This is a genomic window from Sphaerisporangium sp. NPDC005288 (genome assembly GCF_040607475.1).
Taxonomy (GTDB): domain Bacteria; phylum Actinomycetota; class Actinomycetes; order Streptosporangiales; family Streptosporangiaceae; genus Sphaerisporangium; species Sphaerisporangium rhizosphaerae.
In genome coordinates this window covers 61683-87152 of sequence record NZ_JBEXGT010000032.1, presented here as the reverse complement: position 1 = coordinate 87152, position 25470 = coordinate 61683, and the positions used below count along the sequence as shown (strand labels likewise).

Sequence of the window (25470 nt, the reverse complement as noted above, 5' to 3'; positions counted from 1 at the left end):
CACGTCGGCGCCGCCGGGCCGCCCGCCGGCCGATCCACCCGTCATCCGCGGCGGTGCACGGTCACCGCGGACGCCGCCTGCGGGGTGGCGGCCGGGAGCAGCCCGTGGTGGTGCAGGAGGGTGCGGGCATGGGCGATGGCGGTGGGGGTGTCGGGGAAGACCAGGCCGTCGCGGTGGAGGTGGTCGGCGACGCCGAGGGCGACCAGGACCTGAGTGTGCCCGGGTTTGATGCCGGAGACCAAGACGGTGATGCCACGGCGCTCCATGCGGGTGATCGCGTCGCCGAGGATATGGGCACCGGTGGCGTCCAAGGTGGTGATCCGGGACATCCGCAAGATCACCACGCGGACGTCGGCGACTTCGGACAGCTCCAGCAGGAAGCGGTGGGCGGCGGCGAAGAACAGCGGCCCGTCGAACCGGTAGGCGACGATGTGCTCGCTCAGCAGCCGTTGTTCCTCCGCGCTGTGGTCACCCGCGTCCAGCGGGACCTGGTCGAGCCGGGAGGTCCGGGCGACCGCGCGAAGCGCGAGCACGACGGCCAGGCCAAGACCCACGGCGACCGCGGTGATGAGGTCGAAAACGACGGTCACAATGAAGGTGAGGGCGAGCACGACGGCGTCGCCGCGGGTCGCGCGGGCCAGCGCGCGCAAGGAGCCGACCTCGACCATGCGGACGGTGGTGGCCAGCAGCACCCCGGCGAGCGCCGCGAGCGGGATCCGGCCGACCAAGGGGCCGGCGGCGAGCACAATGCCGGCGAGGACGGCGGCGTGGGTGAGCGCGGCCAGCCGGGACCGGGCCCCGGCGCGGACGTTGACCGCGGTGCGGGCGATCGCGGCGGTCGCCGGAACGCCGCCCAGGACGGGCGCGGCCAGGTTGGCGATGCCCTGCCCGAACAGTTCCCGGTCGGGGTCGTGTTTCTCGCCGACGCTCATCGCGTCGGCGACGGTGGCGCACAGCAGGCTCTCCAGCGCGGCCAGCGCGGCCACCGCCAGCGCGGACGGCAGGAGCGTTCCCACCATGCCGGGATCGAAGAAGCCCAGCGACGGGGCGGGCAGCCCGGCCGGCAAGGCCCCGATCCGGGCGACGTCGAGCGAGAACACCTGAGCACCCAGCGTCGCGGCCGCGACCCCGAGAAGGGAGAACGGGACACCCGGCCGCAGCCGGGCGCCGGTCAGCATCAAAGCGGCCACCGCCAGCGCCATGACGGGCGCGACCCAGGTCGGATGAGCGGCGAAGCGCGCCAGGGCCGAGGCCGCGACCTGCCACACCTTCTCGCCGTCCGCGGTCGCCACGCCGAGCGCCGCGGGGATCTGCTGCAGCGCGATGACCACCGCGATACCGGCGGTGAACCCCTCGGTCACCGACGTCGGCAGAAACCGGGCGAACCGCCCCACTCGCAGCGCGGACAAGGCCAGCAGTACCAGCCCGGCCATCAGGCCGACCATCAGCACTCCACCGGAGCCGTAGAGGTGCACGATCGGGACGAGCACGACGGTCATCGCGCCGGTCGGACCGGACACCTGCAGATTGCTGCCGCCGAACACGGCCGCGAGCGCTCCGGCGACGATCGCGGTCACCAGGCCGGCCTGGGCGCCGAGCCCGGAGGAGACCCCGAACGCCAGCGCCAGCGGCAGCGCCACCACCGCGACGATCAGCCCGGCCACCAGGTCCCGGCCCGGGGAGCGGCGCGCGGCGACCCAGTCGGACCGTCCGGGCAGCAGATCCGGCAGCCGGCGCAGCACCTCCCGTAGGTTCACGTCGTCTGTTCCAGCTCGGCGAGCAGTTCATGCTGGTCTGCCAGCAGTTCGGTGAGGATCCGGCGAGCCGCCCGCATCATCTCCGACACATCCGCTCCGGCCAACTCGTACACCACGGTCGTCCCGTCCCGCCGGGCGGTCACCAGACCCGCCCGGCGCAGCACCCCCAGTTGCTGCGACAGATTCGGCGCCTCCACCTCGATGGCGGTCAGCAGCTCCCGGACCTGCTTGGGTCCCTCGCACAACAGTTCCAGCACCCGGATGCGCAGCGGATGGCCGAGTGTCTTGAACAGCTCGGCCTTGGCCTGGTACAGCGGGACCGGCATCACCCGGCCCCGCCTTGGACTCCGCGGTCCTGGTCCTGGTCCTGGTCCAGGTCCGCTTCGCTCACGCCGCCGTCCGGCTCCGCGCGTGCGGCAGGGGGCACATCGACGCCCAACTCCCGCCGCAGCGAATCCAGATCACCTCCAGCGCTGTACTTCAACGCACGAGCGACCTTCACCTGCTTGGCTTTGGCCCGGCCACGTCCCACTCGGCATCGCCTCCTCCTCGACGGGCATCACACGGTTTGCCATTATATAGAATTTCAAAAAACCGCAACTAAGGACCCCACGAGCCGGCGAAGACGGGCGGCGAACGTGCTCCGTCCCGGCCGGCAGTGACCTGGGGGACGCGCTACAGCAGGGCGAGCTGGCGGTCGACGGTGCGGCGGGGCTGCCAGGGGAGGCGGCGGGCGCCGATGCCGTACAGGCGGGCCAGCTCGGCGACCCGGCCCTCCACGCGCAGGCGGTAGTCCTCGGCGGCGATCGGCCCCGCGCCGTACAGCTCCTCGTAGCGGGGCAGCAGGCGCGGATGCTCCTCGGCCAGCCACCGCAGGTACCACTCGCGCGAGCCGGAGGGCAGGCGCAGCACCATGGGGGTGAGGCTGACGGCGCCGGCCTCGGCGACGCGGCGCACCACGGCGCGCAGCTGGTCCTCCGAGTCGGTCAGGCACGGCAGGATCGGGGCCATCAGCACCCCGCAGGGCACCCCCCGCTCGACGAGCTCGGCGCACAGCTCCAGGCGTTTCTGCGCGCTCGGCGCGCCGGGCTCCACCACGCGGCGCAGCCGGTCGTCGACGAAGCCGATCGACACCCGCGTCTGCACCTCGGCCACCTCGGCGGCCTGGGCGATCAGCTCGGCGTCGCGCAGGACCAGCGCGCTCTTGGTCATGACGTGGAACGGGTTGCCCGCGTCGCGCAGCGCCGCCAGGATGCCCGGCATCAGCCGGTAGACCCGCTCGGCGTCCTGGTAGCAGTCGCCGCTCAGGCCGATGCCCACCGTCTCGCCGGCCCACCGGGGAGAGGCCAGCTCGGCCCGCAGCCGCCGGGCCGCGTCGATCTTGACCACGATCGCCGAGCCGAAGTCGCGCTCGCCATCCAGGCCGAGGTAGCGGTGGGAGCGGCGGGCCCCGCAGTACAGGCAGGCGTGGGCGCAGCCGCGGTAGGGGCTGACGGCGAATGACAGGCCGAGCCCGGCGGCCTCGGGCACCCGGTCGATGATCGTGCGCGCCGGCACCTCGTAGAAGGTCGTCTCACCCTCGGCCCGGCGGACCGCGCGCCGTTCGATGCGCGGGCGCGTCTGGACGGGGTGCTCGACAAGGGGAAGGGCGTCGAAACGCATGACCTACAGTGGAACACGTATTCGATACCCGTGGCAAGTGATCCGCGGCTCCGGGCGAGCCGATCGCCGCGGCGGGCGCTCATCGGGTGCTCATTCCTCGATGGCCCCGCCGATGGCGCGCAGGTGCTCGCGGAAGGTCAGCGCGGGCGTCTGCCGGCGCCGGGCGAGGTAGTCCGCGAACCGCACCTGCTCGCGCAGCGAGACCCCGGCCCTGATGCGCTCGGCCTGGCGGCGCTCGGTGTCGCGGATGCCCTCGGCGAGGGTGAGCAGGTCCTCGGCGCGGTCGGCCGGGACGAACAGCACGCCGTCGTCGTCACCCAGGGCCAGTTCGGCCGCGGTCACCGTCAGCTCGCCCACCGTGGCCGCGCGCAGGGCGTCCTGCGGCAGGGGGTCCAGCCGCAGCGGCCCGGTGGAGATCGCGCCCAGGCTGAACACCGGCAGCCCGATGGCCCGGATGTCGGCGGTGTCGCGATGCAGGCCCCAGATGACGACCCCGCTCAGCCCGGCGGCCGCGGCCTCCAGCACGACCAGGTCGCCGACGCACGCCTCGTCCATCCGGCCGCCGTTGTCCACCACCAGCACCTCGCCGGACTCGGCCTGCTGGAAGGCCTCCAGGAAGACGTCGACGCTACCGGCGTGCCGGGCGGGCAGGACGCGCCCGCACAGCCGGTCGCCGGGCGTCACGGGGCCCACCGCCGCCGGGGCGCACCGCACGGGCACCCGGGCGCGCAGGCAGGCGTCGGCGATGTGGGCGGTGGTCAGAGCCGAGAACCGTTCAGCGAGCTTGTGGTGATCCATGCCGTGCGTCCTTCCCGCGCCGCCCGCCGGCGCCTGTCACCCCGACGCTGCCACGTCCCCCGGCCGGCGATCAAGCATGAGGGCGCGCCGGGCGGTGCGGGAAGGTCAGCCGATGCGCAGCGGGAGCGTCCGCGGCCCGCGGACCTGCCCGGCGGCCCAGGTCACCGCCGACGGGTCGGCCAGGGCGAACCGCGGCACCCGCTCCAGCCACACCTCCAGCGCCACCCGCAGCTCCATGCGCGCCAGGTGGGAGCCGACGCAGCGGTGCACGCCGAGACCGAACGCGGCGTGCCGGTTGACCTGCCGGTCGATGACGACCTGGTCCGCGCGGTCGAACTGCGCGGGGTCGCGGTTGGCGGCGGGGAACGACAGCAGGATCCAGTCCTCGGCCCTCATGTCGACGCCGTTCCAGTGCATGTCCTGCTTGACCAGCCTGGCCATCGTGACCGGGGCGTAGGCCCGCAGGAACTCCTCCATCGCGGTGGGCAGCAGGTCGGGCTCGGCGACCAGGCGCTCGCGGTCGCGCGGCGTCCTGGCCAGGTGCCACAGCGAGGCGCCGATCGCGCTCCAGGTGGTGTCGATGCCGGCGATGAGCAGCAGCGCCATCGTGCCGGCCACATGGGCGGGCTGCAGCTTGCTGCCGTACAGCTCGGCGTTGATGAGGTAGGTCGTGAGGTCCTCGCGCGGGTGGTCCAGGTGGTCGCGGATCTGGGCGAGCAGGTAGTCGAACAGCAGGCCCATCCGCGCCGTGCGCTCCTCGGGCGGCAGGTTGACCCCTTCGAGCGCGTTCTCGATGAACTCGCGGAACCGCGGGCCGTCCTCCTGGGGAAACCCGAGCATGTCGGCGATGACCCGCATCGGGATGTGCTGGGCGTAGTCGCGGGCGGCGTCGACGACCCGCTGCCCCTCCAAGCCGTCGATGAGCGCGTGGCACAGCGCCCTGGTGGCCGCCTCCCGCTTGGCGACCGCGGTCTTGGTGAAGGCCGGCAGCAGCAGTTTGCGCGCGTCGTGGTGGAAGGGCGGGTCGGAGGAGATCGGCGGGCTGCCCCCGACGGGGGCCGCCTCCAGGGGCGGCCGGAAGTTGCTCATGATGATCGAGCGGGAGGAGAAGTGGTCGGTGTCGTAGGCGATCGCCGCGACGTCCTCATAGCGGGTCGGCAGCCAGCCGCCGCCGAAGCGGCCGGTGTGCGCGATGGGGCACCGCTGCCGCAGGTCGTCCTGGATGGGGTAGGGGTCGGACGCCCATTCGGGCTCAAGGTGGGAGAAGTCGCTGGCCCAGTCGGTGACCGGGCCGGTGACGATCTCGCTGCGCGTGCCGAGGGGCGCGTCGGGACGTGTCCCGCGGAAGTCCTGGCTGAACCGGTCGTCGACGGTCATCTCACGCCTCCGCGCCGGTGCCGATGGCCCGCTCGGGGCAGTTGGCCGCGGCCAGGCGCGCCGCGGGCTCCTCGCCGGCCGGCACCTGGCCGTCGCCGGCGACGTGCCCGTAGCCCTCCTGGTCCTCGGTGAACAGGGCGGGGGCCAGGTCGTAGCAGCGGCCGTGTCCCTGGCAGCGCTGGGGGTCGATTCGTACTCTCACTGCGGAGTGCTCCGGTCTGTGGTCGATGGTGTGGCCGGTGGGGCGAGGGCACCGGCGACGCGGGTGAGCAGCGCCGACCAGTCGGCGGGGTCGACGGCGTGCAGGGCGGGGGTGATGAGCGCGCTTCCCATGGACAGCAGCAGGCAGAAGTGGGCCAGCGCCTCGGGCGACAGCGCGGGGTCCAGCTCGCCCTCGCGCTGGGCGACGCCGACCAGCCCGGCGATCCAGTCGGCCCGCTCGCCGATGTAGTCGCGCATCGGTCGGGCGACGTCGGCGTCGCGGCGGGCCGCGACCAGCGCCTCGACGATGAGGTGGCCGTCGGCGGGCCGGCGGCGGGGCAGCCAGCGGCCGATGACCAGCAGCAGGTCGGTGGCCGAGCGACCCGGTTCTGCGGCCAGCAGGCTGGCCAGCATCTGCCGGCCGTGCGCCCTAAGCGCGGCGACCAGCAGCTCGGCCTTGGAGCCGAAGTGGGCGTACAGCGCGCCGTTGCTCACTCCGGCCGCGGCGGCGATGTCGGCCACGCGCGTGCCGTCGTACCCGCGCTCGGCGAACACCTCGGCGGCCGCGAGCAGCAGTCGTTCCCGCGTCTCGGCCGCGGTCACCCCCGCGATACGCCCCATAAGTGAATTAAAAGATCGTTCATTTGATTCGTCAACAGCGCGGGAGGAGCCAGGCGCCGATGTCCGAGTCGCTTGCAGATGTCAGTACGGCACAGGAGACGTCAGTGGGTCCGGCGGGCGGACGCTCGGGAGTGGGCGCGGTTCTCCGGCGGCCGGGCCCGCGATCGTCAGATCCTGTGGATCGATGAGTGTGGCCGGACTTCCCAGGCCGGCCGTTGGAGCTGATCGTTGTACACGACGATGTCGGCGTGGTCGGCCGGGCGGGCTGTGGCGAAGTAGAGCTGTTGGGAGGGGATATAGCGGTTGCGCCAGGACCGTTCGATTTCGGCGGTGTCGGCGGTGTCGGCGGTGTCGGCGGTGTCGGCGGTGTCGGCGGTGTCGGCGGTGGATCCGGTCAGCGCCGTGCTTCGGTCCCGGGCGCGATCCACCGTCTGCTCGAATGGGACGGACACGAAGATGCGCAGGTCCCACCGGTCGATGAGTTCTGGGCGCAGGAGGAAGACGCCGTCGAAGAGCAGTACGGCCTCCGCGGGGGCGGTCGTGGCCGGCGGGGACGATGGGGTGTCGGTGTCTTTGTCGTAGACCACGTGCTGGAACCTTCGGTCTCCGCCTGGGCCCAGCGGATCGAGCAGGACCCGGCACAGCGCGGCGTGGTCGTGGGCGTCGAAGTAGCAGCCTTCGGCCGAGTACCGGCCGCGTCGGTAGCGCTGGGCACGGGGGAAGAGGAAGTCGTCGATGCTCGCGCGAATGACGTCGCGGCCCTGCGCGCGCAGGACGACGGCGAGCTCGTCGGCCAGCGTGGTCTTGCCGGCGGCGGGCGGCCCGTCGATGGCGACCCGCAGCGGGTGCGCGGCCGTGACGGACCTGATCGCCTCGGCCAGCCGGCTGATGAGCTCGCCGCGGGTGCCTTGGTCCATCGCCGCCTCTCTCAGGTGTCTCAGTTCAGCACCGCACGTCAGGCTGCGGTGGCCGGCTCGCGTTCGAAATGGACGCCTCGTTCGAGGTGGGCTGCGGCGCGGACGAGGGCGACGAGCCGGGGTGCGTTGACCGCGTCCGCGGTAGTTTCACAATCATGTCCCATACCGACTTCACCCCACTTCGTGTCGCCCATCTCACTCATGGCCCTACGGCATTCCTATAGTCCGGATCATGGATTGCCTGTCAGACCACTACATCAGCGACGTCGCATCCGCTGTGGCCGCGGTGCTCGGCTCGCGCCTGGTGGGCGTCTACCTCCATGGGTCCGCAGTGCTCGGCGGCTTCGACGCGCAGCGACATCGACGTCCTTGTCGTCTGCGAGCACCCCATGACGGCAGATGAGCAGGCGGCCGCCGCGGAACGGCTGAGCGCCGACCGCCTGCCCTGCCCACGGGCGGGAACTGAGCGTCGTCACCCTCACCGCCACCCTGCACCCCACGACGCGGCCGCCATTCGAGCTCCATGTCACCACAGCTCCCGGCGACACCAAGGTCGTCGATGGTCATGGGCACGAGGGAGACCCCGACTTGGTGTTGCACTTCGCCGTATGCCGCCAGGCCGGCCGCCTGGTCGGTCTCGGCCGCGCCCCGGCCGAGGTGTTCGCTCCGGTCGCCCATGGCATGGTCATGGCCCAGTTGGTGCCCGAGTTGCGCTGGGCTGCCGAGCACGCGCCCGATGAATACGCGGTGCTCAATGCATGTCGTGCCTGGCGGTTCGCAGCGGATGGCGCACTCGTGTCCAAAATCGACGGTGGGCAGTGGGCGCTCCACCACGTGTCGGCAACGGGCCATGAGTTGGTCCAGTCGGCCCTCGATCGCCGACGATGCCTACCCCGCTGCCGAACTCGACCCGCGCGAGGTCACCCGATTCGTTCACCGGATCCTCTCCAGGATCCTCGGCACATCGGCGTAACGCGACCTCCGGCTCGGCCGACAGGGGGGCGGTGCGGACACGACGGCGGGCGCGTCTACGGGGAGTCCTACGACAACGGCTGCGACCGCTCGGACTTTCGTCGCCGACAACCGAACACTCGCTCCCGAACGCCTGCGGGCCCTCACGGACCGCTCCGCCGGCCTCACCACCCTGCCCGGCTCTCTCGCCGGACAGGAGGCCATCTACGCATCGAGGCTCGCCCAGACCGCCGACCTCATCAGCGGGCGGCCGTGACCTGCGCGAACGCGAACGGCTGTCCCTGGTGCCACGGGTCTTGCCGACATCCCGTCTTTCATCGCGCGGGCACCGTTCGCTGTTTCGGGGTCTGCCGGTCATCTGGGCCTGCCGCCCAGGGCCGCAGCTTGCCGGGGTTGCGTACACCCCAGATGTGCCTGATCCGGTCGCCTGCGACCTCGAAGGCGTACACCGTCACGGTGACGCCATCTCGCTGCGCCACCAGCCCGGGCTGGCCGTTGACCGTACGCTCCAAGATCGTCATGTCGCGCAGCCTGCCGGCGAGATTGACCAGTGAGCGCGCGATCGGCTCGGCGCCTTCGATGGGACGGAGCATGGCACTGGCGAGGCCGCCGCTGTCGGCGACCACTGTGGCGTCGGGGTCGAGAAGGTCGATGAGGGCGTCGATGTCCTTGTCCTCCCATGCCTGCTTGAAGTCTCTGATGATGCGGGCCTGCTGGGCGGTGGGGGGCGCGGGAGCGTGCGTGGCGTGGATGCGGCGGCGGGCGGAGGAGGCCAGTTGACGGCAGGCCGCCGGGGTCCGGCCGAGGATGTCGGCGACTTCGGCGAAGGAGTAGCGGAAGACGTCGTGCAGGATGAACGCGACGCGCTCGGCCGGGGTCATCGATTCGAGCACGACCAGGAAGGCCATATTGACCGACTCATCCAGGGTCACCCTGTCGGCCGGGTCGACGGTGATGCCGTCGGAGCGGCCGTTGATCCATTCCGTGGGTTCGGGGAGTGGCTCGGGGATCCATTCGCCTACATAGGTCTCTCGCCGGGCCCGTGCCGAAGAGAGCATGTTGAGGCAGATGCGGCTGGCGACCTTGGTCAGCCAGGCGCCGGGGGATGCGATGGCGTCCTGCTGCTGCCGGGACATGGCGTACCAGCGGATGTAGGTCTCCTGGACGACATCTTCGGCGTCGGCCAGGGAGCCGAGGAGCCGGTAGGCGAGATTGATCAGCTGGCGTCGTTCGTTCATGATCGCGCTCACGCCCGGATCGGGCAGGCCGTCTCCTGGCTCGGATGGGGTGGTCATGGTCTGGCGGCCATCGTGTCACTGACTCCCTCGGTCGGCTCTGCCCTCACCGGTTCGACAAGACAACGTAGTGAACTGTGAGGTCGGCGCGTCGCCTCACATCTCGCCTCACATTCCGGGCGGTTGCGGTGTCGGACTGGTGAGTTGAGATCGAGAAGGGAAGACCCGTCATGATCAGGCCCGAACACGACCGTCCCTGCAAGGTCGTCGTCATCGGCGGCGGTTACGCCGGAACACTCGCGGCCAACCATCTGCGGATGCGCGCCGACGTCGAGGTCACTTTGGTCAATCCCCGTCCGGAGTTCGTCGATCGCGTCCGGCTGCACCAGTTCGTGGCCGGCACCGGCGAGGCCACGGTGGACTACGGCACGCTGCTGGGTGAGGGGATCCGGCTGGTCCTCGACAGCGCCACGCGCATCGACACCGCCGCCCGCACGGTGCGGCTGGCGTCGGGCCGCGCGCTGGACTACGACTACGTCATCTACGCGGTCGGCAGCACTGGCGCGATTCCGTCGTCGGTGCCCGGCGCGGCCGAATTCGCTGTCTCCGTCGCCGCGTTGGAGTCCGCGCAGCGGCTACGCGCCAAGCTGGAGGAGTTGCCTGCCGATGCTCCGGTCACCGTGGTCGGCGGCGGGCTGACCGGCATCGAAACGGCCGCCGAACTGGCCGAACAGGGACGCGGGGTCACGCTGGTGTGTGGTGGGCTCCTGGCGCCCTCGATGAGCGCGCCGGGTCGCCGATACATCGCCAAGTGGCTGACCCGGCACGGTGTCGCCGTGCTGGAGGCCACGGAGGTGAGCGAGGTGCGGCCGGGTACGGTCGTCGTCACCGGCGGTTCTGCCCAAGGTGCGGTGCGTGCGAGCGCACTGACCATCTGGACGGCCGGTTTCGGTGTGCCGGAGCTGGCGGCCGCGAGGGGGCTGCGCACTGACGAGCTCGGCCGGCTGCTCACCGACGAGACGCTGACCAGCGTCGACGACGAGCGCATCGTCGCGGCCGGAGACGCCGCCGCCCCATCCGGCCGGCCGCTGCGGATGAGCTGCCAGGCCGCCGGGCCGCTCGGGGCCCAGGCCGCCAACACGGTGCTGAGCCGTGTCGCGGGAACCGAACCGGCGGTGATCGACCTGGCCCTCACCGGGGCGTGCGTCAGCCTCGGCCGGCGCGCCGCCATGCGGCAGCTCGCCCGCAAAGACGACACCTCGGTGAACGTCTATCTCGGAGGCCGCGTCGGCGCGGCGTACAAGGAGCTGACCTGCAAGCTCGGGGTGTGGAAGATTCGCCGCGAGGCCCGCAAGCCGGGCTCCCTGATCTGGCCCAAGGGAGGCCCGCGTCCAGGGCGGCCGGCCTCCGCCACACAGGTGATCACGTCCCCGTGACCACCAGGAATGGAGGAGCGATGCCCACACGACGCCAGATGGACGAAGCCGAGATCAGGCAGCAGGTCGACAAGATGGTCCAAGGACTCCGAGCCAAGGATCTGGAGGCCCTGAGGCCGCTGTACACGACGGACGTCGTCTCCTTCGACGTCGAGCCGCCGCTGCAGCATGTAGGGATAGCGGCGAAACTGGCGAACTGGACGAAGGTGTTCACGTTCTTCCAGGATCTGACTTATGAGGTTCGCGACCTGACGGTCACCGTGGGCGATGACGTGGCATTCGGGCATGGCTTCGGTCGGCTTGGCGGCACGCTGAAGAACGGGACGGCGACGAGCGGCATGTGGGTCCGGGTCACTTTCTGCTTCCGGAAGCTCGACGGCGACTGGTCGATCGCGCACGACCAGGTTTCCGTGCCGTTCGACGTTTCGAGTGGCGAAGGAGCGACCGGCCTCGAGCCCTGACGAACCGAGGGTCACAGGCACAGGATGCGGTGCAGGCGGCGGGCGGCCAGCCACAGGCCGCCGGCGACCATGGCCAGCAGGTAGGCGGCGTGCCCGAGCAGGCCCCAGTGCGGGTCGCCGATGGCAAGGCCCCGCACCAGCTCGACCGCGTGGTACAGCGGGGTGAGCTGGACCAGCACCTGCAGGACCGGCGGGTAGTCGCCGACGGGGGAGAAGGTGCCGGAGAACAGGAACAGGGCGAACTGCCCGGTGGACATCAGGTCGAAATCCTGCCAGCCGCGCATCAGCGTGCTGACCGCCATGCCGACCGCGCCGAACGCCAGCCCGACCAGGATCGTGGCGGGGAAGGCGGCCAGCGCCCACAGCGGCGCGGCCAGCCCGAGCGCCGCCATGATGAGCACGAACACCCCGGTGTACAGCGAGCCGCGGAGCATGGCCCAGCCGAGCTCGCCGAGGGCGAGCTCGAACGGCCGCACCGGCGTGGCCAGGATGGCGTCGAAGGTCTTCTGGTACTTCATCTTGTGGAAGAAGTTGAACGTGGTCTCGGCCAGCGCGCCCGACATCGCCGCCACCGCCAGCATGGCAGGGGCGACGTAGGCGGCGTAGGGCAGCGACCGCCCGCCCACCGGCAGGTCGCCGACCAGCGCTCCCACGCCGACGCCGATGGACAGCAGGTACAGCAGCGGCTCGAAGAAGCCCGACAGCAGCACCAGCCAGTAGGACGGGCCCGAGCGCAGCGCCCCGAGGTTGCGGCCGATCACCGCGCCGACCCGGCCGGGGGCGACCCGGGCGGCGATCATCGTGGTCACCATGTGTCAGTCCTGAAGTCGCTTGCGGAAGGCGTGGAAGGCCCACAGCGTGCCCGCCGCGGTGAACACCAGCAGGTAGGCCAGATGCGCCGCGACCGGCCAGGGCGGGGCCGTGCCCAGGGTGGCCGCGCGGCTGAGCTCGACGCCGTGCCACAACGGCGACAGGTAGGCCACCGGCCGGGCCAGGGCGGGCAACTGCTCGACGGGGAAGAAGACGCCGCTGAACAGCGCGGCGGGGATCATCACGAAGCGGAACAGCAGCGCGAAGTAGCTGTCGTGGTCGATGGTGGCGGCGAAGGCCATCGTGGGCGCGGCCGAGGCCAGGGCGACCAGCCCGCACACCAGCGGCGCGGCCAGCGCCCACGGCGAGCGCAGCGCGCCGAACAGCGAGGTGACGCCGAGGAACACCACCACCGCGATCTCGGCCCTGAGCAGGATGTACAGCAGCCACCCGCACACCATGTCGCCCACCTGGACCGGCGTGGCGCGCATGGCGTGGTAGGCGCGGCTCCACTTGAAGTCGCCGAGGACGGGGTAGGTGGACTCGCCGACCGACATCTGGAAGGCGGTGGAGGCGAGTACTCCCGGGACGATCCACGACAGGTAGTCCACGCCGCCGATGCCGCCGATGTACCCCCCGACGCCCAGGCCGATGCTGAGCAGGAACAGCACCGGCAACCCGAAGGAGGAGAACGCCGAGGCGGTCCACACCCGGCGGTAGAGGGTCAGGGCGCGCTCCAGGACCGCGAGGGTCGAGCGGGCCGAGACCTGGTCGGCGAACGGGATCATCAGTCGACCAGCGTCCGGCCGGTGAGGTGCAGGAAGACGTCCTCCAGGGTGGAGCGGCGCGCCAGCACGCTGGAGGGGTTCAGCCCGCGCCGGTGCACCTCGGCGACGGCGGCGTCGCCGTCCTCGGCGTACACCAGCAGGCGGTCGGGCAGCGGGTCGACCCGCCGGCCGATGCCGGCCAGCTTGGCGGCCAGGTCGGCGGGCCGCTCGTCGCCGAAGCGCAGCTCGACCACCTCGGGGGTGGAGTAGGTCTGGATCAGGGAGCGGGGTGAGCCTTCGGCGACGATGCGGCCGCCGTCCATGACGACCAGCCGGTCGCACAGCTGCTCGGCCTCGTCCATGTAGTGGGTGGTGAGCACCAGGGTGGTGCCGCGCCGCTTGAGCTGGAACAGCCGCTCCCACAGCAGGTGGCGGGCCTGGGGGTCAAGGCCGGTGGTGGGCTCGTCGAGCAGGATGATGTCGGGTTCGTTGACCATGGCGCGGGCGATGGTCAGGCGCCGCTTCATGCCGCCCGACAGCGGTTCGACCTTGCTGCCGGCGCGGTCGGACAGCTGGACGAACTCCAGCAGCGCGTCGGCCCGGCGGCGGGCCTCCTGCCGGCCGAGGCCGAAGTAGCGGGCGTAGACGGTGAGGTTCTCGCGCACGCTCAGGTCGAAGTCGAGGTTGTCCAGCTGGGGGCAGACGCCGAGCCGGGCGCGGATGCGGGTGCCGTCGCGGACCGGATCCATGCCGAGGATGCTCAGCTCGCCGCCGGTGGGCATCGACACGCAGCCGATCATGCGCATCGTGGAGGACTTGCCCGCGCCGTTGGGGCCGAGGAACCCGAACGCCTCGCCGGGGGCCACCGACAGGTCGATGCCGTCCACCGCGGTGAAGGCGCCGAAGCGTTTCACCAGGCCACGCGCGTAGATCAGAGGTTGTTCCGACACGAGCAAGAACCCTAGCCAAGCGCCCCGACATTCCCGCAACACCTTTTTCGGGCGGCGCGCCACCGGACAGGCGCCTGTGGTGCCGGCGGCGGTTCCGCGTGCCACGGCCGGGCGGCCCCCGGGAAAGGGACCAAGGTCTCTGGAATAGCCCGCCCGCAGCGGGAACGCTCGTATCCATGAACGAGCTTGAGCGAGTCGATGCTTTCTGGCGTGCCGCCAACTACCTGTCGGTCGGGCAGATCTATCTGCTGGACAACCCGTTGCTCGGCGAGCCGCTGCTGCCCGAGCACGTCAAACCCCGCCTGCTCGGCCACTGGGGCACCACCCCTGGACTGAACTTCGTCTTCGCCCACCTGAACCGGGTGATCACAGGGCGTGACCAGGACATGATCTACATCGCCGGTCCCGGGCACGGCGGCCCGGCCGCGGTCGCGCACGCCTGGCTGGAGGGCAGCTACTCGCAGGTCTACCCCGAGGTCTCCCAGGACCAGGACGGGATGCGCCGGCTGTTCCGCCAGTTCTCCTTCCCCGGCGGCATCCCGAGCCATGTGGCGCCCGAGACGCCCGGCTCCATCCACGAGGGTGGCGAGCTCGGCTACTCTCTGGCCCACGCCTACGGCGCCGCCTTCGACAATCCCGGCCTGGTGGTGGCGTGCGTCGTCGGCGACGGCGAGGCCGAGACGGGCCCGCTGGCCGCCAGCTGGCACTCCAACAAGTTCGTCAACCCGGCGCGGGACGGGGCGGTCCTGCCGATCCTGCACCTCAACGGCTACAAGATCGCCAACCCGACGGTGCTGTCGCGCATCCCCGAGCCGGAGCTGGTCAAGCTCATGGAGGGGTACGGCTACCGCCCGCACATCGTGGCCGGTGACGACCCGGCGGTCATGCACCGGCTCATGGCCGAGACGCTGGACACGGTGTTCGACCAGATCGCCGAGGTCAAGGCCGGCGGCGGCGGCCGCTGGCCCATGATCATCCTGCGCACGCCCAAAGGCTGGACCGGCCCCAAGCAGGTCGACGGGCTGCCGGTGGAGGGCACCTGGCGCGCCCACCAGGTGCCGCTGTCGGCGGTCCGCGACGACCCCGGCAAGCTGGCCGCGCTGGAGGAGTGGATGCGCTCCTACCACCCCGAGGAGCTGTTCGACGAGCGCGGCCGCCCGGTGGCCGAGGTGCTCGCCACGGTGCCCGAGGGGCCGCGCCGCATGAGCGCCAACCCCCACGCCAACGGCGGCGAGCTGCTCCAGCCGCTCAGACTGCCCGACTTCCGCGACTACGCCGTCGAGGTCAAGGCGCCGGCCACCGCGGCCAGCGAGCCGACGCGGGTGCTGGGCGCGCTGGTGCGCGACATCATCGCCGCCAACCCCGCCAACTTCCGCCTGCTCGGCCCCGACGAGGTGGCCTCCAACCGGCTGGGCGCGGCGTTCGAGGTGACCGGCCGGGTGTGGGAGGCCGAGCGGCTGCCCACCGACGAGCACCTGTCCCCCGAGGGCCGGGTGATGGAGGTGCTGAGCGAGCACCTGTGCCAGGGCTGGCTGGAGGGCTACCTGCTCACCGGCCGCCACGGGCTGTTCACCTCCTACGAGGCGTTCATCCACATCATCGACGCCATGTTCAACCAGCACGCCAAGTGGCTGGAGACCTGCCGCAAGATCCCCTGGCGCAGGCCGGTCGCCTCGCTGAACTACCTGCTCAGCTCGCACGTCTGGCGCCAGGACCACAACGGCTTCAGCCACCAGGACCCCGGCTTCCTGGACGTGGTGGTCAACAAGAAGGCCACGGTGGTGCGCGTCTACCTGCCGCCGGACGCCAACACGCTGCTTTCGGTCGCCGACCACTGCCTGCGTTCACGCGACTACGTCAACGTCGTGGTCGCCGGCAAGCAGCCGGTGCTGGACCTGATGCCGATGGAGGAGGCGATCCTGCACTGCACCCGCGGCCTGGGCATCCTGCCGTGGGCCTCCACCGACCAGGGCGCCGAACCGGACGTGGTGCTGGCCTGCGCCGGGGACGTGCCGACCCTGGAGACGCTGGCCGCCGCCGACCTGCTGCGCCGCCACCTGCCCGACCTGAGGGTGCGGGTGGTGAACGTGGTGGACCTGATGCGGCTGCAGCCGGACACCGAGCACCCCCACGGCCTGACCGACACCGCCTACGACGCGCTGCTCACCGCCGACAAGCCGGTCATCTTCAACTTCCACGGCTACCCGTGGCTGATCCACCGGCTGACCTACCGGCGCCACGGGCACCACCACCTGCACGTGCGCGGCTACAAGGAGGAGGGCACCACCACCACGCCCTTCGACATGGCGATGATGAACGACATCGACCGCTACCACCTGGTGATGGACGTCATCGACCGCGTCCCGGGCCTGTCGGAGCGCTGCGGCCACCTGCGGCAGGAGATGGCCGACGCCCGGACGCGGGCCCGCGCGCACACCCGCGAGTACGGCGAGGACCTGCCCGAGGTCCGCGACTGGAGCTGGCAGCACTGACCCCCGCAGGCCGCGCACGCCGCGCCCGTGCCCTTCCGCAGCACGGGCGCCGGGGCGCTGGGGCGTGCGGCGCTGCGGCGCTGCGGGGCTACGGGGCGCCGTTCAGCGGGGCGGTGCGGCGGCGGGCAGGCGCAGGACCAGGCGGGCGCCGCGCGGGCTGTCCTCGATGGTCAGGGTGCCGCCGCTCATCTCGGCGATCTGCCGGGCGATGGGCAGGCCCAGGCCCGTGCCGCCCGGATCCCTGCGGCGGCCCTCGCTCAGGCGCACGAACCGCTGGAAGACGCTCTCGCGGCTGCCGGCCGGGATTCCCGCGCCGTCGTCCACCACCGAAAGCGTCGCCTCGCCGCCCTGCGAGCCCGGTCCGCCGCCACTTCGCGCCACCGTGACGGTGATCGTGGACTCGGCGTGCCGTTCGGCGTTGGCCAGCAGGTTGGACAGCAACCTGGTGAGCCGCAGCCGATCGCCCAGCACCACCACCCCGGGCCGCAGGTCGCAGTCGATCCGGATGGCCGAGGGGTGGCGGGCGCGCACCTCGCCGCGGACCAGTTCGGCCAGGTCGACCGGGTCGCGGGCGCCCTGCGTCGCGGCGTCCAGGCGGGCCAGGACCAGCAGGTCGGCGATGATGGCCTGCAGGCGGTCCAGGTTGCCCAGCAGGTTCTTGCCGGTGACCTCGTCGATGCCCTCTTCGGGCCCCATCATGGCCTCCTCCACCTGCACGCGCATGGCGGTGACGGGGCTGCGCAGGTCGTGGGAGACGTCGGAGGCGAACCGGCGCTGCCGCTCCAGTGCCTCCTGCAGCCGCTCCAGGGTGTGGTTGACGCTGTCGGCCAGGTCGCGGATCTGGTCGCGCTGCGGGGGCGAGGGCACCCTGCGGTCCAGGGACATGGCGTTGATCTCGTCGAGTTCGGCGCGGATGGCGTCCACCGGCTGCAGCGAGCCGCGGACGGTCCGGTAGGTGCCGTAGGTGATGAGCGTGGTGAAGACGACCACGCCGCCGGCCATGGTCATGGCCAGCTCGGAGTGGACCAAGGGCGGGACGGCGGGCGCGCCACTGTAGACGATCATGTCCTTGCCGTCGCGGTAGGCCTCCTGCGCGACCACGATGTCACACCCGCCGCGGGCGAGGCCGCGGTCGCACACGATCCGCGTGGCCATGTTCCTGGCCCCTTCGGGGACGAAGGTCGCGATGCGCGGCGCGCCCTGCAGTTCCCGGCTCGCGGCGACGATCCTGCCCTGCGGGTCCACGACCTGGATGTCGCGGATCTGGCTGTGGGCGATGGGGTTGTGCAGCTCGTGCCGTTCGACCTGGTAGACCACGCGCTCGGTCGCCGCGGCGACCTCCTCGGTGAGGTACTGGGTGGCCAGGCGGTGGATCGCGACCATCAGCACCGTGGCGCTCAGCACGCACAGCGCCGCCGCCGCGACGCCGGCGAGAAGCGTCAGGCGCGTGGTGATCGGCCATTGGTGCAGCGGACGCATGGACGGCCCCGATGGACGCATGGACAGCCCTGATACCAGTCCAGCACATCGGCCGGGCGGCGCGGCCCGCCGGGTCGGCCCTACCGGGCGGCCCGCCGCGGGCTCAGGCCAGTCCGGCGTCGTGGGCGAGCAGCGCGATCTGGGTGCGGTTGTCCAGGCCGAGCTTGGCAAGGACGCTGGAGACGTGCGCCTTGACCGTGGCCACGCTCATCAGCAGCTCGGCGGCGATCTCGGCGTTGGCGCTTCCGCGCGCGACGGCGAGGACCACGTCCTGCTCACGGGGGCTCAGGGCGGCCAGCGCGGTACGGGCCCGCTGGTAGGCCCCGGCCTGGGTGGCCACCCGGTCCATGAGCCGCCGGGTGACGCGCGGCGACAGGATGGGCTCCCCGGCGGCGACCTGGAGCACGGCCTGGACGATCTGCGCGGGCGGGGTGTCCTTGAGCAGGAAGCCGCCGGCCCCGGCGCGCAGCGCGTGCAGGATGTTCTCGTCGGTGTCGAAGGTGGTCAGCACGATGACCTCCGGCGGGCGCGGGCGGCGGCGCAGCGCGCGGGTGGCGGCGATGCCGTCCACGTTCGGCATGCGCAGGTCCATCAGCACCACGTCGGGGGCGTGCGCGTCGGCGGCGGCCGGCACCTGCGCGCCGTCCGCGGCCTCGCCGACCACGGTGATGCCGTGGATGCCGTCGAGCATCATCGACAGCCCGGCGCGCACCAGCGCGTCGTCGTCGACGATCAGGACGCGCAGCGGGCGGGTCACGCCGGCCACGGCAGCCACGCGTGCAGCCGGAACTCCCCGCCGGCGGTGACCTGGTGGTCCAGCCGGCCGCCCGCCAGGTGCACCCGCTCGGTCAGCCCGACCAGCCCGGTGCCGGTGCCCGGCGTCAGCGGCGGTCCGGCCGCCCCGCGCGGCAGCGGGTTGCTGATGTCGATGACCAGCCGCTCGCCGGGCCGGCCCTCCAGGACCACCTGGACGGGGCGCCCGGTGGCGTGCTTGCGGGCGTTGGTCAGCCCTTCTTGGACGACCCGGTAGGCGGTGCGCGCGGTGGCGGCGGGCAGGGCGCCCGGCTCCTGCACCCCGTCGCGCACGCGCACCAGCTCGCCGGCGTCGCGGGACTCCTCCACCAGGCGGGGCACGTCGCCCAGCGCGGGCTGTGGTCGCCCGCCGGCGCCCTCCTGGCCGCCGTCGTCGTCCTCGCGCAGCAGGCCGATCACCTGGCGCAGCTCCTCCAGCGCCTGGTGGACCCCGGCGCGGACCACGCCGGCGGCGTGGGCGAGCCGCTCGGGCGGGGAGTCGGGCCGGTACTCGAGCGCTCCGGCGTAGGTGGCCAGCAGCGACAGCCGGTGGGCGAGCACGTCGTGCATCTCGCGGGCCACGCGGGTGCGCTCGAGCATGCGGGCCTCGGCCACCCGGCGGCCCTGCTCGGCCTCGGCGCGCGCCGCCCGCTCGCGCAGCGAGGCCACCAGCAGGGCACGCGCCCGGGCCGTGGCGCCCCACCCGGTGAGGGCGCCGTAGGCGGCGGCGACCAGCACCAACCACCACAGGTAGGAGATGCCGCCGCTCGGGCGCCACAGCCCTTGGACGGCGTGCGCGGCGATCCCGGCGGTCGCGACGGCGGCGGCCAGGGGGAACGGGCGCCGCCTGGCCACCTGCAGGGCGCCCAGCGTGGCCGGCGGGGTGGCCGCCGGTGACAGCGCCGCCAGCGCGGTGAGCACCGCCGCGCCGGCCACCGGCCGCCACAGCAGGACCGGCGACAGCGCCCAGCCGATCACCCCGGCGGTGAGGTCCAGCGCGGGCACCAGCGCCGCCGTGCCGGCGCGGGCCCAGATCGTCAGCGCCACCAGCGCGCCCATGGCCGCGAGCACCCCGGCCACCGCGGCGGCTGCGGAGCGGCCGGAGAGGGCCTGCGGCCGGCAGTCGAACTCGTGCTCTTCCACCGGGCCAGGCTAACCGCGCCCACCCCGGCGGCGGCACCTACCAAAGTCGTAGCCGCCCCCCTGCCGCGGTGGTGGTCGCCGTGGCCGGGCGGCCGAGGCGGGAACAGGGCGCGGTCGGCCAGGCTGGCGTTCAGAACAACAGGCGGACCGGCCGCGGCGCCCACCATCCGGTGGCGCGCGGGACGGCGGTCCGCCCGCCCGAGAGGGGACGCACGTGTCCACCCAGACCACCCCCGCCCGCGCCGGGTCCACGCGCGAAGGCCGCACGAGCGCCCGCCGGGCCCTGCTCAGCGTCGCCGGCGCCACCCTCACGGCCGTAGCGGCGTGGGCACTGGCCGGCCCGGCGTCCGGCGTGGACCTCACCGTCCGCGCCGGGGACGCCGTCCAGCGGGTCGGGCCGGGCGCGGCGGCGGCGGCGGGCCTGGCGGCCGGGCTGGCCGCCTGGGCACTGCTGGCGGTGCTGGAACGGTTCACCGCGCGGCCGCGCCTGGTCTTCACCGTCGTCGCGGTGGCCGTGCTGCTGCTGTCGCTGGCCGGGCCGCTCGGCCAGGCCGTCGGCGTGGCGAGCACGCTGCGGCTGATCGGCGTGCACCTGGCCGTCGGCGCCGCCGTGATCTGCGGCCTGGCCTGGCGGCGGCGCGGACGGGGCTGAGCCCGCCCCGGCCGCGGGGGCCGCGGCGCGGCGCCCCTGGGTCAAAGGAGGGTGAGGATGCGCGGGCCCTGGTCGGTGACGGCGACGGTGTGCTCGATGTGCGCCGCGCGGCTGCCGTCCAGGGTGCGCAGGGTCCACCCGTCGGAGGCGGTGCGGTAGGCGTCGCGCCCGCCGGCCATGAGCATGGGCTCGATGGCCAGGGCCAGCCCGGGGCGCAGGGGATAGCCGCGGCCGGGACGCCCCCGGTTGGGCACGTGGGGGTCCTCGTGCATGCGCCGGCCGATGCCGTGTCCGCCGAAGTCGGCGGGCATGCCGCAGCCGGCCGCGCCGGCGACGGCGCCGATGGCGTGGGAGATGTCGCCGACGCGGTTGCCCGGGACGGCCGCGGCGATGCCGGCCGCCAGGGCCCGCCCGGTGGCCTCGATCAGCCGCAGGTCGGCCGGGCGCGGGGTGCCGACGGTGAAGCTGATCGCGGCGTCGCCGGTCCAGCCGTCCAGTTCGGCGCCGCAGTCGATGCTGACCAGGTCGCCGTCGCGCAGCCGGTAGCCGGTGGGGATGCCGTGCACGAGCGCGTCGTTGACCGAGGTGCAGATGACGGCGGGGAACGGCGTGGGCGCGAAGGAGGGACGGTATCCGAGGAACGGCGAGCGGGCCCCGGCCTCATCCAGCACCGCGCGCGCCGCCTGGTCCAGCTCCCGCAGGGACACCCCGACGGCCGCCGCCTCGCGGACGGCGGCCAGCGCGCGGGCCACCACGCGCCCGGCCTCCCGCATCCCGTCCAGGTCCTTGTCGCTTTTGATCTCGACCATCCCTACCGCTCCCGTGTCGCGGGCGCCCCGATGCGCGCCAATACTTATACCGGTATTAGTATCACGGTCATGGTGAGGACTCCTTTGGCCCCCTGGGAACGGCGGCGCGGAGAGCGGTTCGGCGCTCTGCTGCGCCGGGCCCGCGGCGAGCGCAGCATGGTCGAGGTCGCCGCGGCGGCCGGGGTGTCGGCCGAGACGCTCCGCAAGATCGAGACCGGCCGGGCGCCGACCCCGGCGTTCTTCACCGTGGTCGCCCTGGCCACCGCCCTTGGGGTGTCGCTGGACGAGCTGGCCGCCGCCTGCGCCGAGCAGGAGGCCGCCCGCGACGGCCGCGCCCTGTCGGCCTGACCCTGGCAGGCCGGCCCTCGCCCCGAGCAGTCCGACGCCCGCCACCACCGGTCCAGATCTCCGCGATCGGCCCGGTCCGTGGGCCTGCCCGCGACCGGGCGCGCTCAGCAGGAGCGGCGCGGTCGCCGCGACACCGTCGTGCCGGCGGATCACCGACGACCGGCGTCCCGGAAAGTTCTTCGGACAAGTCCGCCAGGGATGTGTCGGATCGGGGCGGCGGTCTTCGTAGCAGGGGTGAGGCCGCCCGCAAGGGGCGGCGCCGAGGCGAGGGAACCACGATCATGAAGCTCGGCCGGGCCGCCAGACCGTTCCCGCGGACGAGCCCGGACCTCGCGCTCGAGCCGGTGGAGTCGCGCGCCGGCTCCGAAGGGCGCGACGATCCAGGTTCCACCGGCCGGCCGGGCGCCCGAGGTGTGCGGCGGCCTGAAGGCCCCCGCCACCCGACCACGCTGTTTCGACACCACAGGAGATGATCGGCAGATGCGATACCTGGTTTCCGTGATCGACGACAAGAGCGATCCCGGCAGCACCGACAGGCGGCCCGCCATCAGCGCGTTCAACGAGCGACTGATCGCCGAGGGCTACTGGGTCTTCTCGGGCGGACTCGCGGACCCGGATGTGGCCACGGTCGTCGACAACCGCGACGAGCGGGCGGTGTTCAGCGACGGGCCTTTCCTTGAGTCCAAGGAGTACCTCGCCGGGGTGTGGGTGTGGGAGGCCCCCGATCTGGATGTGGCGCTCAAGCTCGCCGCCGAGGCCTCGAAGGTCTGCGATCGCAAGATCGAGGTGCGGCCGTTCCAGTGAACGACGTCGACGAGGTGATGACCCGTGCCCACCACGACGAGTGGGCGCGGGTGGTGGCCGCTTTGACCAGGCGCTTCGGCGACCTCGACATCGCCGAGGAGGCGGCGGCCGAGGCGTTCACGACCGCCGTCGAGCGGTGGCGGGCCGACGGCCCGCCCCCCAACCCGGGCGCGTGGCTGACCACCACCGCCAACCGCAAGGCCATCGACCGGATCCGTCGGGAGAACAAACGCGACGACAAGCACAAGGAGGCTCAGATGCTGCACGACGACATCCCAGCCGAGCCGCTTGGCGCCATCGACGACGACCGGCTCCGGCTGATCTTCACCTGCTGCCACCCGGCGCTGGCGGTGGAAGCGCGCGTGGCGTTGACGCTGCGCATGGTCGGCGGTCTGACCGTGCCCGAGATCGCCCGTGCCTTCCTGGTGCGGCCGGCCACCATGGAACAGCGCATCACCCGCGCCAAGGCCAAGATCAAGGCGGCCGGCATCCCCTACCGGATGCCGGCCGCCGACGACCTGCCGGCGCGTGTCTGCGGCGTCCTGGCCGTGCTGTTCCTGGTGTTCAACGAGGGCTACCTGGCCAGCGGCCCTGACACCGATCCCCTGCGACACGACCTGACCTGCGAGGCGATCCGGCTCACCCGCCTGATCCGCGCGCTGCTGCCGCAGGACGGAGAAGTGGCCGGGCTGCTGGCGCTGATGCTGCTCACCGAGGCGCGCCGCCCCGCCCGGATCTCGGCCGGCGGCGAACTGGTCGCCCTCCACGAGCAGGACCGCGGGGCCTGGGACGCGGCGCTGATCGCCGAGGGGCACCGGCTGGTGCGCGAGCGCCTGGCCGCCGCCGCCGCGGGGGCGGCTCCGGGTCGCTACCAGATCCTCGCGGCGATCAACGCCGTGCACACCTCCGCCCGTGACATCCGCGACACCGACTGGTCGCAGGTCCTGGCCCTCTACGATCAGCTCGTCCGCCTCGACCCCTCGCCGATCATCGCCCTCAACCGGGCCATCGCCGTGGCCGAGCTCGACGGGCCGGAGGTGGCGCTGGCCATCGTCGACCGCCTCGCCGAGGCGCTGGCCGGCTATCACGCCTACCACGCCACCCGCGCCGACCTGCTGCGCCGGCTGGGCCGAAGCCGGCACTCACGCGCGGCCTACGACCGGGCCATCGAGCTGGCCGGCAACACCGGCGAGATCGCCTACCTCACCCGCCGCCGCGCCCAACTGCGGTAGCCCCGCGCAGGAGGACCCGCGCAGGAGGACCCGCGCGCAGGGGGAGCTGTTCAGGCGGCGCGGCGGGCGATGGCGCTGATGAGAGGCTGCAGCAGCCGCGCGGCCAGCGGGCCGAAGGCCGCCAGGATGAGCACGTACCCGGCCGCCAGCGGCCCGAGGTCGCGGTGCGCGCCGGCCGCAACCGCAAGGCCGGCGATGACGATGTTGAACTCCCCGCGCGGGATCAGCGCGATCCCGGCCCGGGCCTGCCCGGCCCTGGCGACGCCGGCCCGCCGGGCGGCGTAGGCGCCGGTGGCCAGCTTGGTGGCCATGCTGACCACGGCCAGCAGGGCCGCCAGCCCGGCCATCGGCCAGATCGCCGCCGGGTCGGTCTGCAGCCCGAAGAACACGAAGAACACCGCGGCGAACAGGTCGCGCAGCGGGATCAGCAGCGCCCGCGCCTCGTGGGCCAGCTCGCCCGACAGCGCGATGCCGACCAGGAACGCCCCGACCGCCGCCGACACCTGGAGCTGCTGGGCGACGCCGGCGACCAGAAGCGCCAGGCCCATCACCTTCAGCAGCAGCACCTCGGAGTTGGGGCTGGCGACGAAGGTCTCGATGAGACGGCCGAAGCGCAGGGCCACCAGCAGCACCACTCCGGCCGTGCCCAGGGCGATCGCCACGGTGACCGCGCCGGCGGCCAGGCTCACCCCGGCCAGGATGGCGGTCAGCACCGGCAGGTACAACGCCATCGTCAGATCCTCGAACACCAGCAGCGACAGCACCACGGGGGTCTCCCGGTTGCCGATCCAGCCGAGGTCGGACAGCACTTTGGCGGTGATGCCCGAGGAGGTGGCGTAGGTGACCCCGGCCATCGCCACGGCCGCCACCGGGCCCCAGCCTAGCAGCAGCGCGACCACCGCGCCCGGCGCGGCGTTGAGCACCAGGTCGAACAGCCCGCCGCGGGCGTTGCCGCGCAGGCTGGCCATCAGCTCGTCGGCGTTGTACTCAAGGCCGAGGGTGAGCAGCAGCAGGACCACGCCGATCTCGGCGCCGACGGCGATGAAGTCCTCGCTGGTGGCCAGGGGCAGGATGCCGCCCTGGCCGAACGCCAGCCCGGCCAGCAGGTACAGCGGGATGGGGGAGATGCCGGCGCGCAGCGCCAGGGCGCCGAGCACGCCGAGGACGAGTACGGTGCCGCCGAGTTCGATGAAAAGGCTCGCGGTGTGCACGCCGGCCTATCCGCCGGCGAGGATGTCGGCGACGGCGGCGGTGCTCTCCAGGTCTCCGACGACGACGACCACGTCGCCGCCGGCGAGCGGGAAGTCGGGGGTGGGACTGGTGTGCACCTGCCCGCCCCGCACGACCGCCACGATGGAGGCGCCGGTGCGGGTGCGCACGCGCGCCTGTCCCATCGGCCGTCCCGCGTAGGGGGAGTCCTCGGCCAGGGGAAGCTGGACGCTGACCAGCCCTTCGACCTCGCGGTGCAGGGCGTTGAGCCGCTGGACGATGCGCGGGGCGCCGAGCAGCTCGACCAGGGCGTCGGCCTCCTCGTCGTTGAGCTGGATGGCCTCACACGCCCGGTCGGGGTCGTGCCGGTCGTAGATGACCAGATCCCGGCGGCCGCTGCGGTGGGACACCACCGCGATCCTGCGGCCGTGCTGGGTGGTGAACTCGTGTTTGAGCCCTATCCCCGGGAGTGCGGTCTGCTCGATCTCCACCGGCTCCTCGCCCCTATCAGCCGTCCGTCACCTGACTACGATTCGCCCCTCTACG

Annotated in this window: 27 protein-coding genes and 1 pseudogene; 9 read left to right on the top strand and 19 right to left on the bottom strand. The window is 72.7% G+C overall.

Going from position 1 to position 25470, the window contains the following annotated elements:
• Positions 1-41: 41 nt before the first annotated feature.
• The 9 genes from ABZU32_RS27385 to ABZU32_RS27345 form a co-directional block, all read right to left on the bottom strand.
• Positions 42-1757 (bottom strand): SulP family inorganic anion transporter, encoded by a 1716-nt coding sequence (locus tag ABZU32_RS27385; RefSeq protein ID WP_354926402.1) that lies wholly within the window; start codon positions 1755-1757, stop codon positions 42-44.
• Positions 1754-2083, bottom strand: coding sequence for a metalloregulator ArsR/SmtB family transcription factor (locus ABZU32_RS27380; RefSeq protein WP_354849505.1), 330 nt, complete (start codon positions 2081-2083; stop codon positions 1754-1756). Before ABZU32_RS27380 ends, ABZU32_RS27385 begins: the two co-directional genes overlap by 4 nt.
• The gene (locus tag ABZU32_RS27375; RefSeq protein ID WP_354926400.1) at positions 2083-2289 is read right to left on the bottom strand and encodes a DUF3073 family protein; all 207 of its coding nucleotides are present in this window, start codon (positions 2287-2289) and stop codon (positions 2083-2085) included. The genes ABZU32_RS27380 and ABZU32_RS27375 overlap by 1 nt, the downstream gene beginning before the upstream one ends.
• A 143-nt stretch (positions 2290-2432) precedes the next feature.
• The gene (locus ABZU32_RS27370; RefSeq protein ID WP_354926398.1) at positions 2433-3419 is read right to left on the bottom strand and encodes a radical SAM protein; all 987 of its coding nucleotides are present in this window, start codon (positions 3417-3419) and stop codon (positions 2433-2435) included.
• Positions 3420-3509: 90 nt separating this feature from the next.
• Positions 3510-4217 carry an RraA family protein gene (locus ABZU32_RS27365; RefSeq protein WP_354926396.1) on the bottom strand — a complete coding sequence of 236 codons (708 nt, stop codon included), beginning with the start codon at positions 4215-4217 and terminating at the stop codon, positions 3510-3512.
• Between the two features lie 105 nt (positions 4218-4322).
• The gene (locus tag ABZU32_RS27360; protein ID WP_354926394.1) at positions 4323-5594 is read right to left on the bottom strand and encodes a cytochrome P450; all 1272 of its coding nucleotides are present in this window, start codon (positions 5592-5594) and stop codon (positions 4323-4325) included.
• 1 nt (position 5595) lies between these two features.
• Positions 5596-5796 (bottom strand): ferredoxin, encoded by a 201-nt coding sequence (locus tag ABZU32_RS27355; protein ID WP_354926392.1) that lies wholly within the window; start codon positions 5794-5796, stop codon positions 5596-5598.
• The gene (locus tag ABZU32_RS27350; RefSeq protein ID WP_354926390.1) at positions 5793-6416 is read right to left on the bottom strand and encodes a helix-turn-helix domain-containing protein; all 624 of its coding nucleotides are present in this window, start codon (positions 6414-6416) and stop codon (positions 5793-5795) included. The genes ABZU32_RS27355 and ABZU32_RS27350 overlap by 4 nt, the downstream gene beginning before the upstream one ends.
• 167 nt (positions 6417-6583) lie before the next feature.
• Positions 6584-7333 carry a cytidylate kinase family protein gene (locus ABZU32_RS27345; protein ID WP_354926388.1) on the bottom strand — a complete coding sequence of 250 codons (750 nt, stop codon included), beginning with the start codon at positions 7331-7333 and terminating at the stop codon, positions 6584-6586.
• A 232-nt stretch (positions 7334-7565) separates the two neighbouring features.
• Between ABZU32_RS27345 and ABZU32_RS27340 the strand changes: the two genes are divergently transcribed.
• Entirely contained in the window at positions 7566-7736 is a 171-nt protein-coding gene (locus tag ABZU32_RS27340) for a hypothetical protein (protein ID WP_354926386.1), read from the top strand.
• A gap of 188 nt (positions 7737-7924) precedes the next feature.
• Positions 7925-8200: pseudogene (locus ABZU32_RS27335) on the top strand (aminoglycoside adenylyltransferase domain-containing protein); the annotation flags it as partial.
• 419 nt (positions 8201-8619) lie between these two features.
• On the opposite strand, the gene sigJ reads toward ABZU32_RS27335, so the two are convergent.
• A complete protein-coding gene (sigJ, locus tag ABZU32_RS27330) occupies positions 8620-9600 on the bottom strand; it encodes an RNA polymerase sigma factor SigJ (protein WP_354926384.1) in 981 nt (326 codons plus the stop codon).
• Positions 9601-9770: 170 nt separating this feature from the next.
• Here sigJ and ABZU32_RS27325 point away from each other — a divergent pair, with 170 nt between their 5' ends.
• Both ABZU32_RS27325 and ABZU32_RS27320 read left to right on the top strand, forming a co-directional pair.
• Positions 9771-10976 carry an FAD-dependent oxidoreductase gene (locus ABZU32_RS27325; RefSeq protein ID WP_354926382.1) on the top strand — a complete coding sequence of 402 codons (1206 nt, stop codon included), beginning with the start codon at positions 9771-9773 and terminating at the stop codon, positions 10974-10976.
• A 38-nt stretch (positions 10977-11014) separates the two neighbouring features.
• Positions 11015-11437, top strand: coding sequence for a nuclear transport factor 2 family protein (locus tag ABZU32_RS27320; protein ID WP_354926380.1), 423 nt, complete (start codon positions 11015-11017; stop codon positions 11435-11437).
• Between the two features lie 11 nt (positions 11438-11448).
• Here the strand turns inward: ABZU32_RS27320 and ABZU32_RS27315 are convergent, their stop codons facing one another.
• From ABZU32_RS27315 to ABZU32_RS27305, 3 genes are read right to left on the bottom strand one after another with little or no spacing between them, the layout of a single operon-like run.
• Positions 11449-12249, bottom strand: a complete 801-nt coding sequence (locus ABZU32_RS27315) for an ABC transporter permease (protein WP_354849474.1) — start codon at positions 12247-12249, stop codon at positions 11449-11451.
• Positions 12250-12252: 3 nt separating this feature from the next.
• A complete protein-coding gene (locus ABZU32_RS27310; protein WP_354849472.1) occupies positions 12253-13035 on the bottom strand; it encodes an ABC transporter permease in 783 nt (260 codons plus the stop codon).
• Positions 13035-13964 carry an ATP-binding cassette domain-containing protein gene (locus ABZU32_RS27305; RefSeq protein ID WP_354849469.1) on the bottom strand — a complete coding sequence of 310 codons (930 nt, stop codon included), beginning with the start codon at positions 13962-13964 and terminating at the stop codon, positions 13035-13037. The genes ABZU32_RS27310 and ABZU32_RS27305 overlap by 1 nt, the downstream gene beginning before the upstream one ends.
• A gap of 176 nt (positions 13965-14140) precedes the next feature.
• Between ABZU32_RS27305 and ABZU32_RS27300 the strand changes: the two genes are divergently transcribed.
• A complete protein-coding gene (locus ABZU32_RS27300) occupies positions 14141-16456 on the top strand; it encodes a phosphoketolase family protein (protein WP_354926378.1) in 2316 nt (771 codons plus the stop codon).
• A 102-nt stretch (positions 16457-16558) separates the two neighbouring features.
• On the opposite strand, the gene ABZU32_RS27295 is transcribed toward ABZU32_RS27300, so the two are convergent.
• The 3 genes from ABZU32_RS27295 to ABZU32_RS27285 all read right to left on the bottom strand — a co-directional run bounded on the left by ABZU32_RS27295 (position 16559) and on the right by ABZU32_RS27285 (position 19870).
• On the bottom strand, positions 16559-17956 hold the full coding sequence (locus ABZU32_RS27295) for a HAMP domain-containing sensor histidine kinase (protein WP_354926376.1): 1398 nt from the start codon (positions 17954-17956) through the stop codon (positions 16559-16561).
• A gap of 82 nt (positions 17957-18038) precedes the next feature.
• The gene (locus ABZU32_RS27290; RefSeq protein ID WP_354849630.1) at positions 18039-18701 is read right to left on the bottom strand and encodes a response regulator transcription factor; all 663 of its coding nucleotides are present in this window, start codon (positions 18699-18701) and stop codon (positions 18039-18041) included.
• Positions 18689-19870 carry a histidine kinase gene (locus ABZU32_RS27285; protein WP_354926374.1) on the bottom strand — a complete coding sequence of 394 codons (1182 nt, stop codon included), beginning with the start codon at positions 19868-19870 and terminating at the stop codon, positions 18689-18691. The genes ABZU32_RS27290 and ABZU32_RS27285 overlap by 13 nt, the downstream gene beginning before the upstream one ends.
• A gap of 214 nt (positions 19871-20084) precedes the next feature.
• Between ABZU32_RS27285 and ABZU32_RS27280 the strand changes: the two genes are divergently transcribed.
• A complete protein-coding gene (locus ABZU32_RS27280) occupies positions 20085-20522 on the top strand; it encodes a DUF6069 family protein (protein ID WP_354926372.1) in 438 nt (145 codons plus the stop codon).
• Between the two features lie 41 nt (positions 20523-20563).
• On the opposite strand, the gene map is transcribed toward ABZU32_RS27280, so the two are convergent.
• A complete protein-coding gene (gene map / locus ABZU32_RS27275) occupies positions 20564-21331 on the bottom strand; it encodes a type I methionyl aminopeptidase (RefSeq protein ID WP_354926370.1) in 768 nt (255 codons plus the stop codon).
• Between the two features lie 69 nt (positions 21332-21400).
• Between map and ABZU32_RS27270 the strand changes: the two genes are divergently transcribed.
• From ABZU32_RS27270 to ABZU32_RS27260, 3 genes are all read left to right on the top strand, one after another.
• Positions 21401-21679 (top strand): helix-turn-helix transcriptional regulator, encoded by a 279-nt coding sequence (locus ABZU32_RS27270; RefSeq protein WP_354926367.1) that lies wholly within the window; start codon positions 21401-21403, stop codon positions 21677-21679.
• A gap of 480 nt (positions 21680-22159) precedes the next feature.
• Positions 22160-22483 (top strand): YciI family protein, encoded by a 324-nt coding sequence (locus tag ABZU32_RS27265; RefSeq protein ID WP_354926365.1) that lies wholly within the window; start codon positions 22160-22162, stop codon positions 22481-22483.
• The gene (locus tag ABZU32_RS27260) at positions 22480-23715 is read left to right on the top strand and encodes a sigma-70 family RNA polymerase sigma factor (protein ID WP_354926363.1); all 1236 of its coding nucleotides are present in this window, start codon (positions 22480-22482) and stop codon (positions 23713-23715) included. The genes ABZU32_RS27265 and ABZU32_RS27260 overlap by 4 nt, the downstream gene beginning before the upstream one ends.
• A 50-nt stretch (positions 23716-23765) precedes the next feature.
• Here the strand turns inward: ABZU32_RS27260 and ABZU32_RS27255 are convergent, their stop codons facing one another.
• Together ABZU32_RS27255 and ABZU32_RS27250 are read right to left on the bottom strand one after the other, a co-directional pair.
• Positions 23766-24926, bottom strand: coding sequence for a cation:proton antiporter (locus ABZU32_RS27255; protein ID WP_354926361.1), 1161 nt, complete (start codon positions 24924-24926; stop codon positions 23766-23768).
• Between the two features lie 6 nt (positions 24927-24932).
• The gene (locus tag ABZU32_RS27250) at positions 24933-25415 is read right to left on the bottom strand and encodes a cation:proton antiporter regulatory subunit (protein WP_354926359.1); all 483 of its coding nucleotides are present in this window, start codon (positions 25413-25415) and stop codon (positions 24933-24935) included.
• Between the last annotated feature and the right edge of the window lie 55 nt (positions 25416-25470).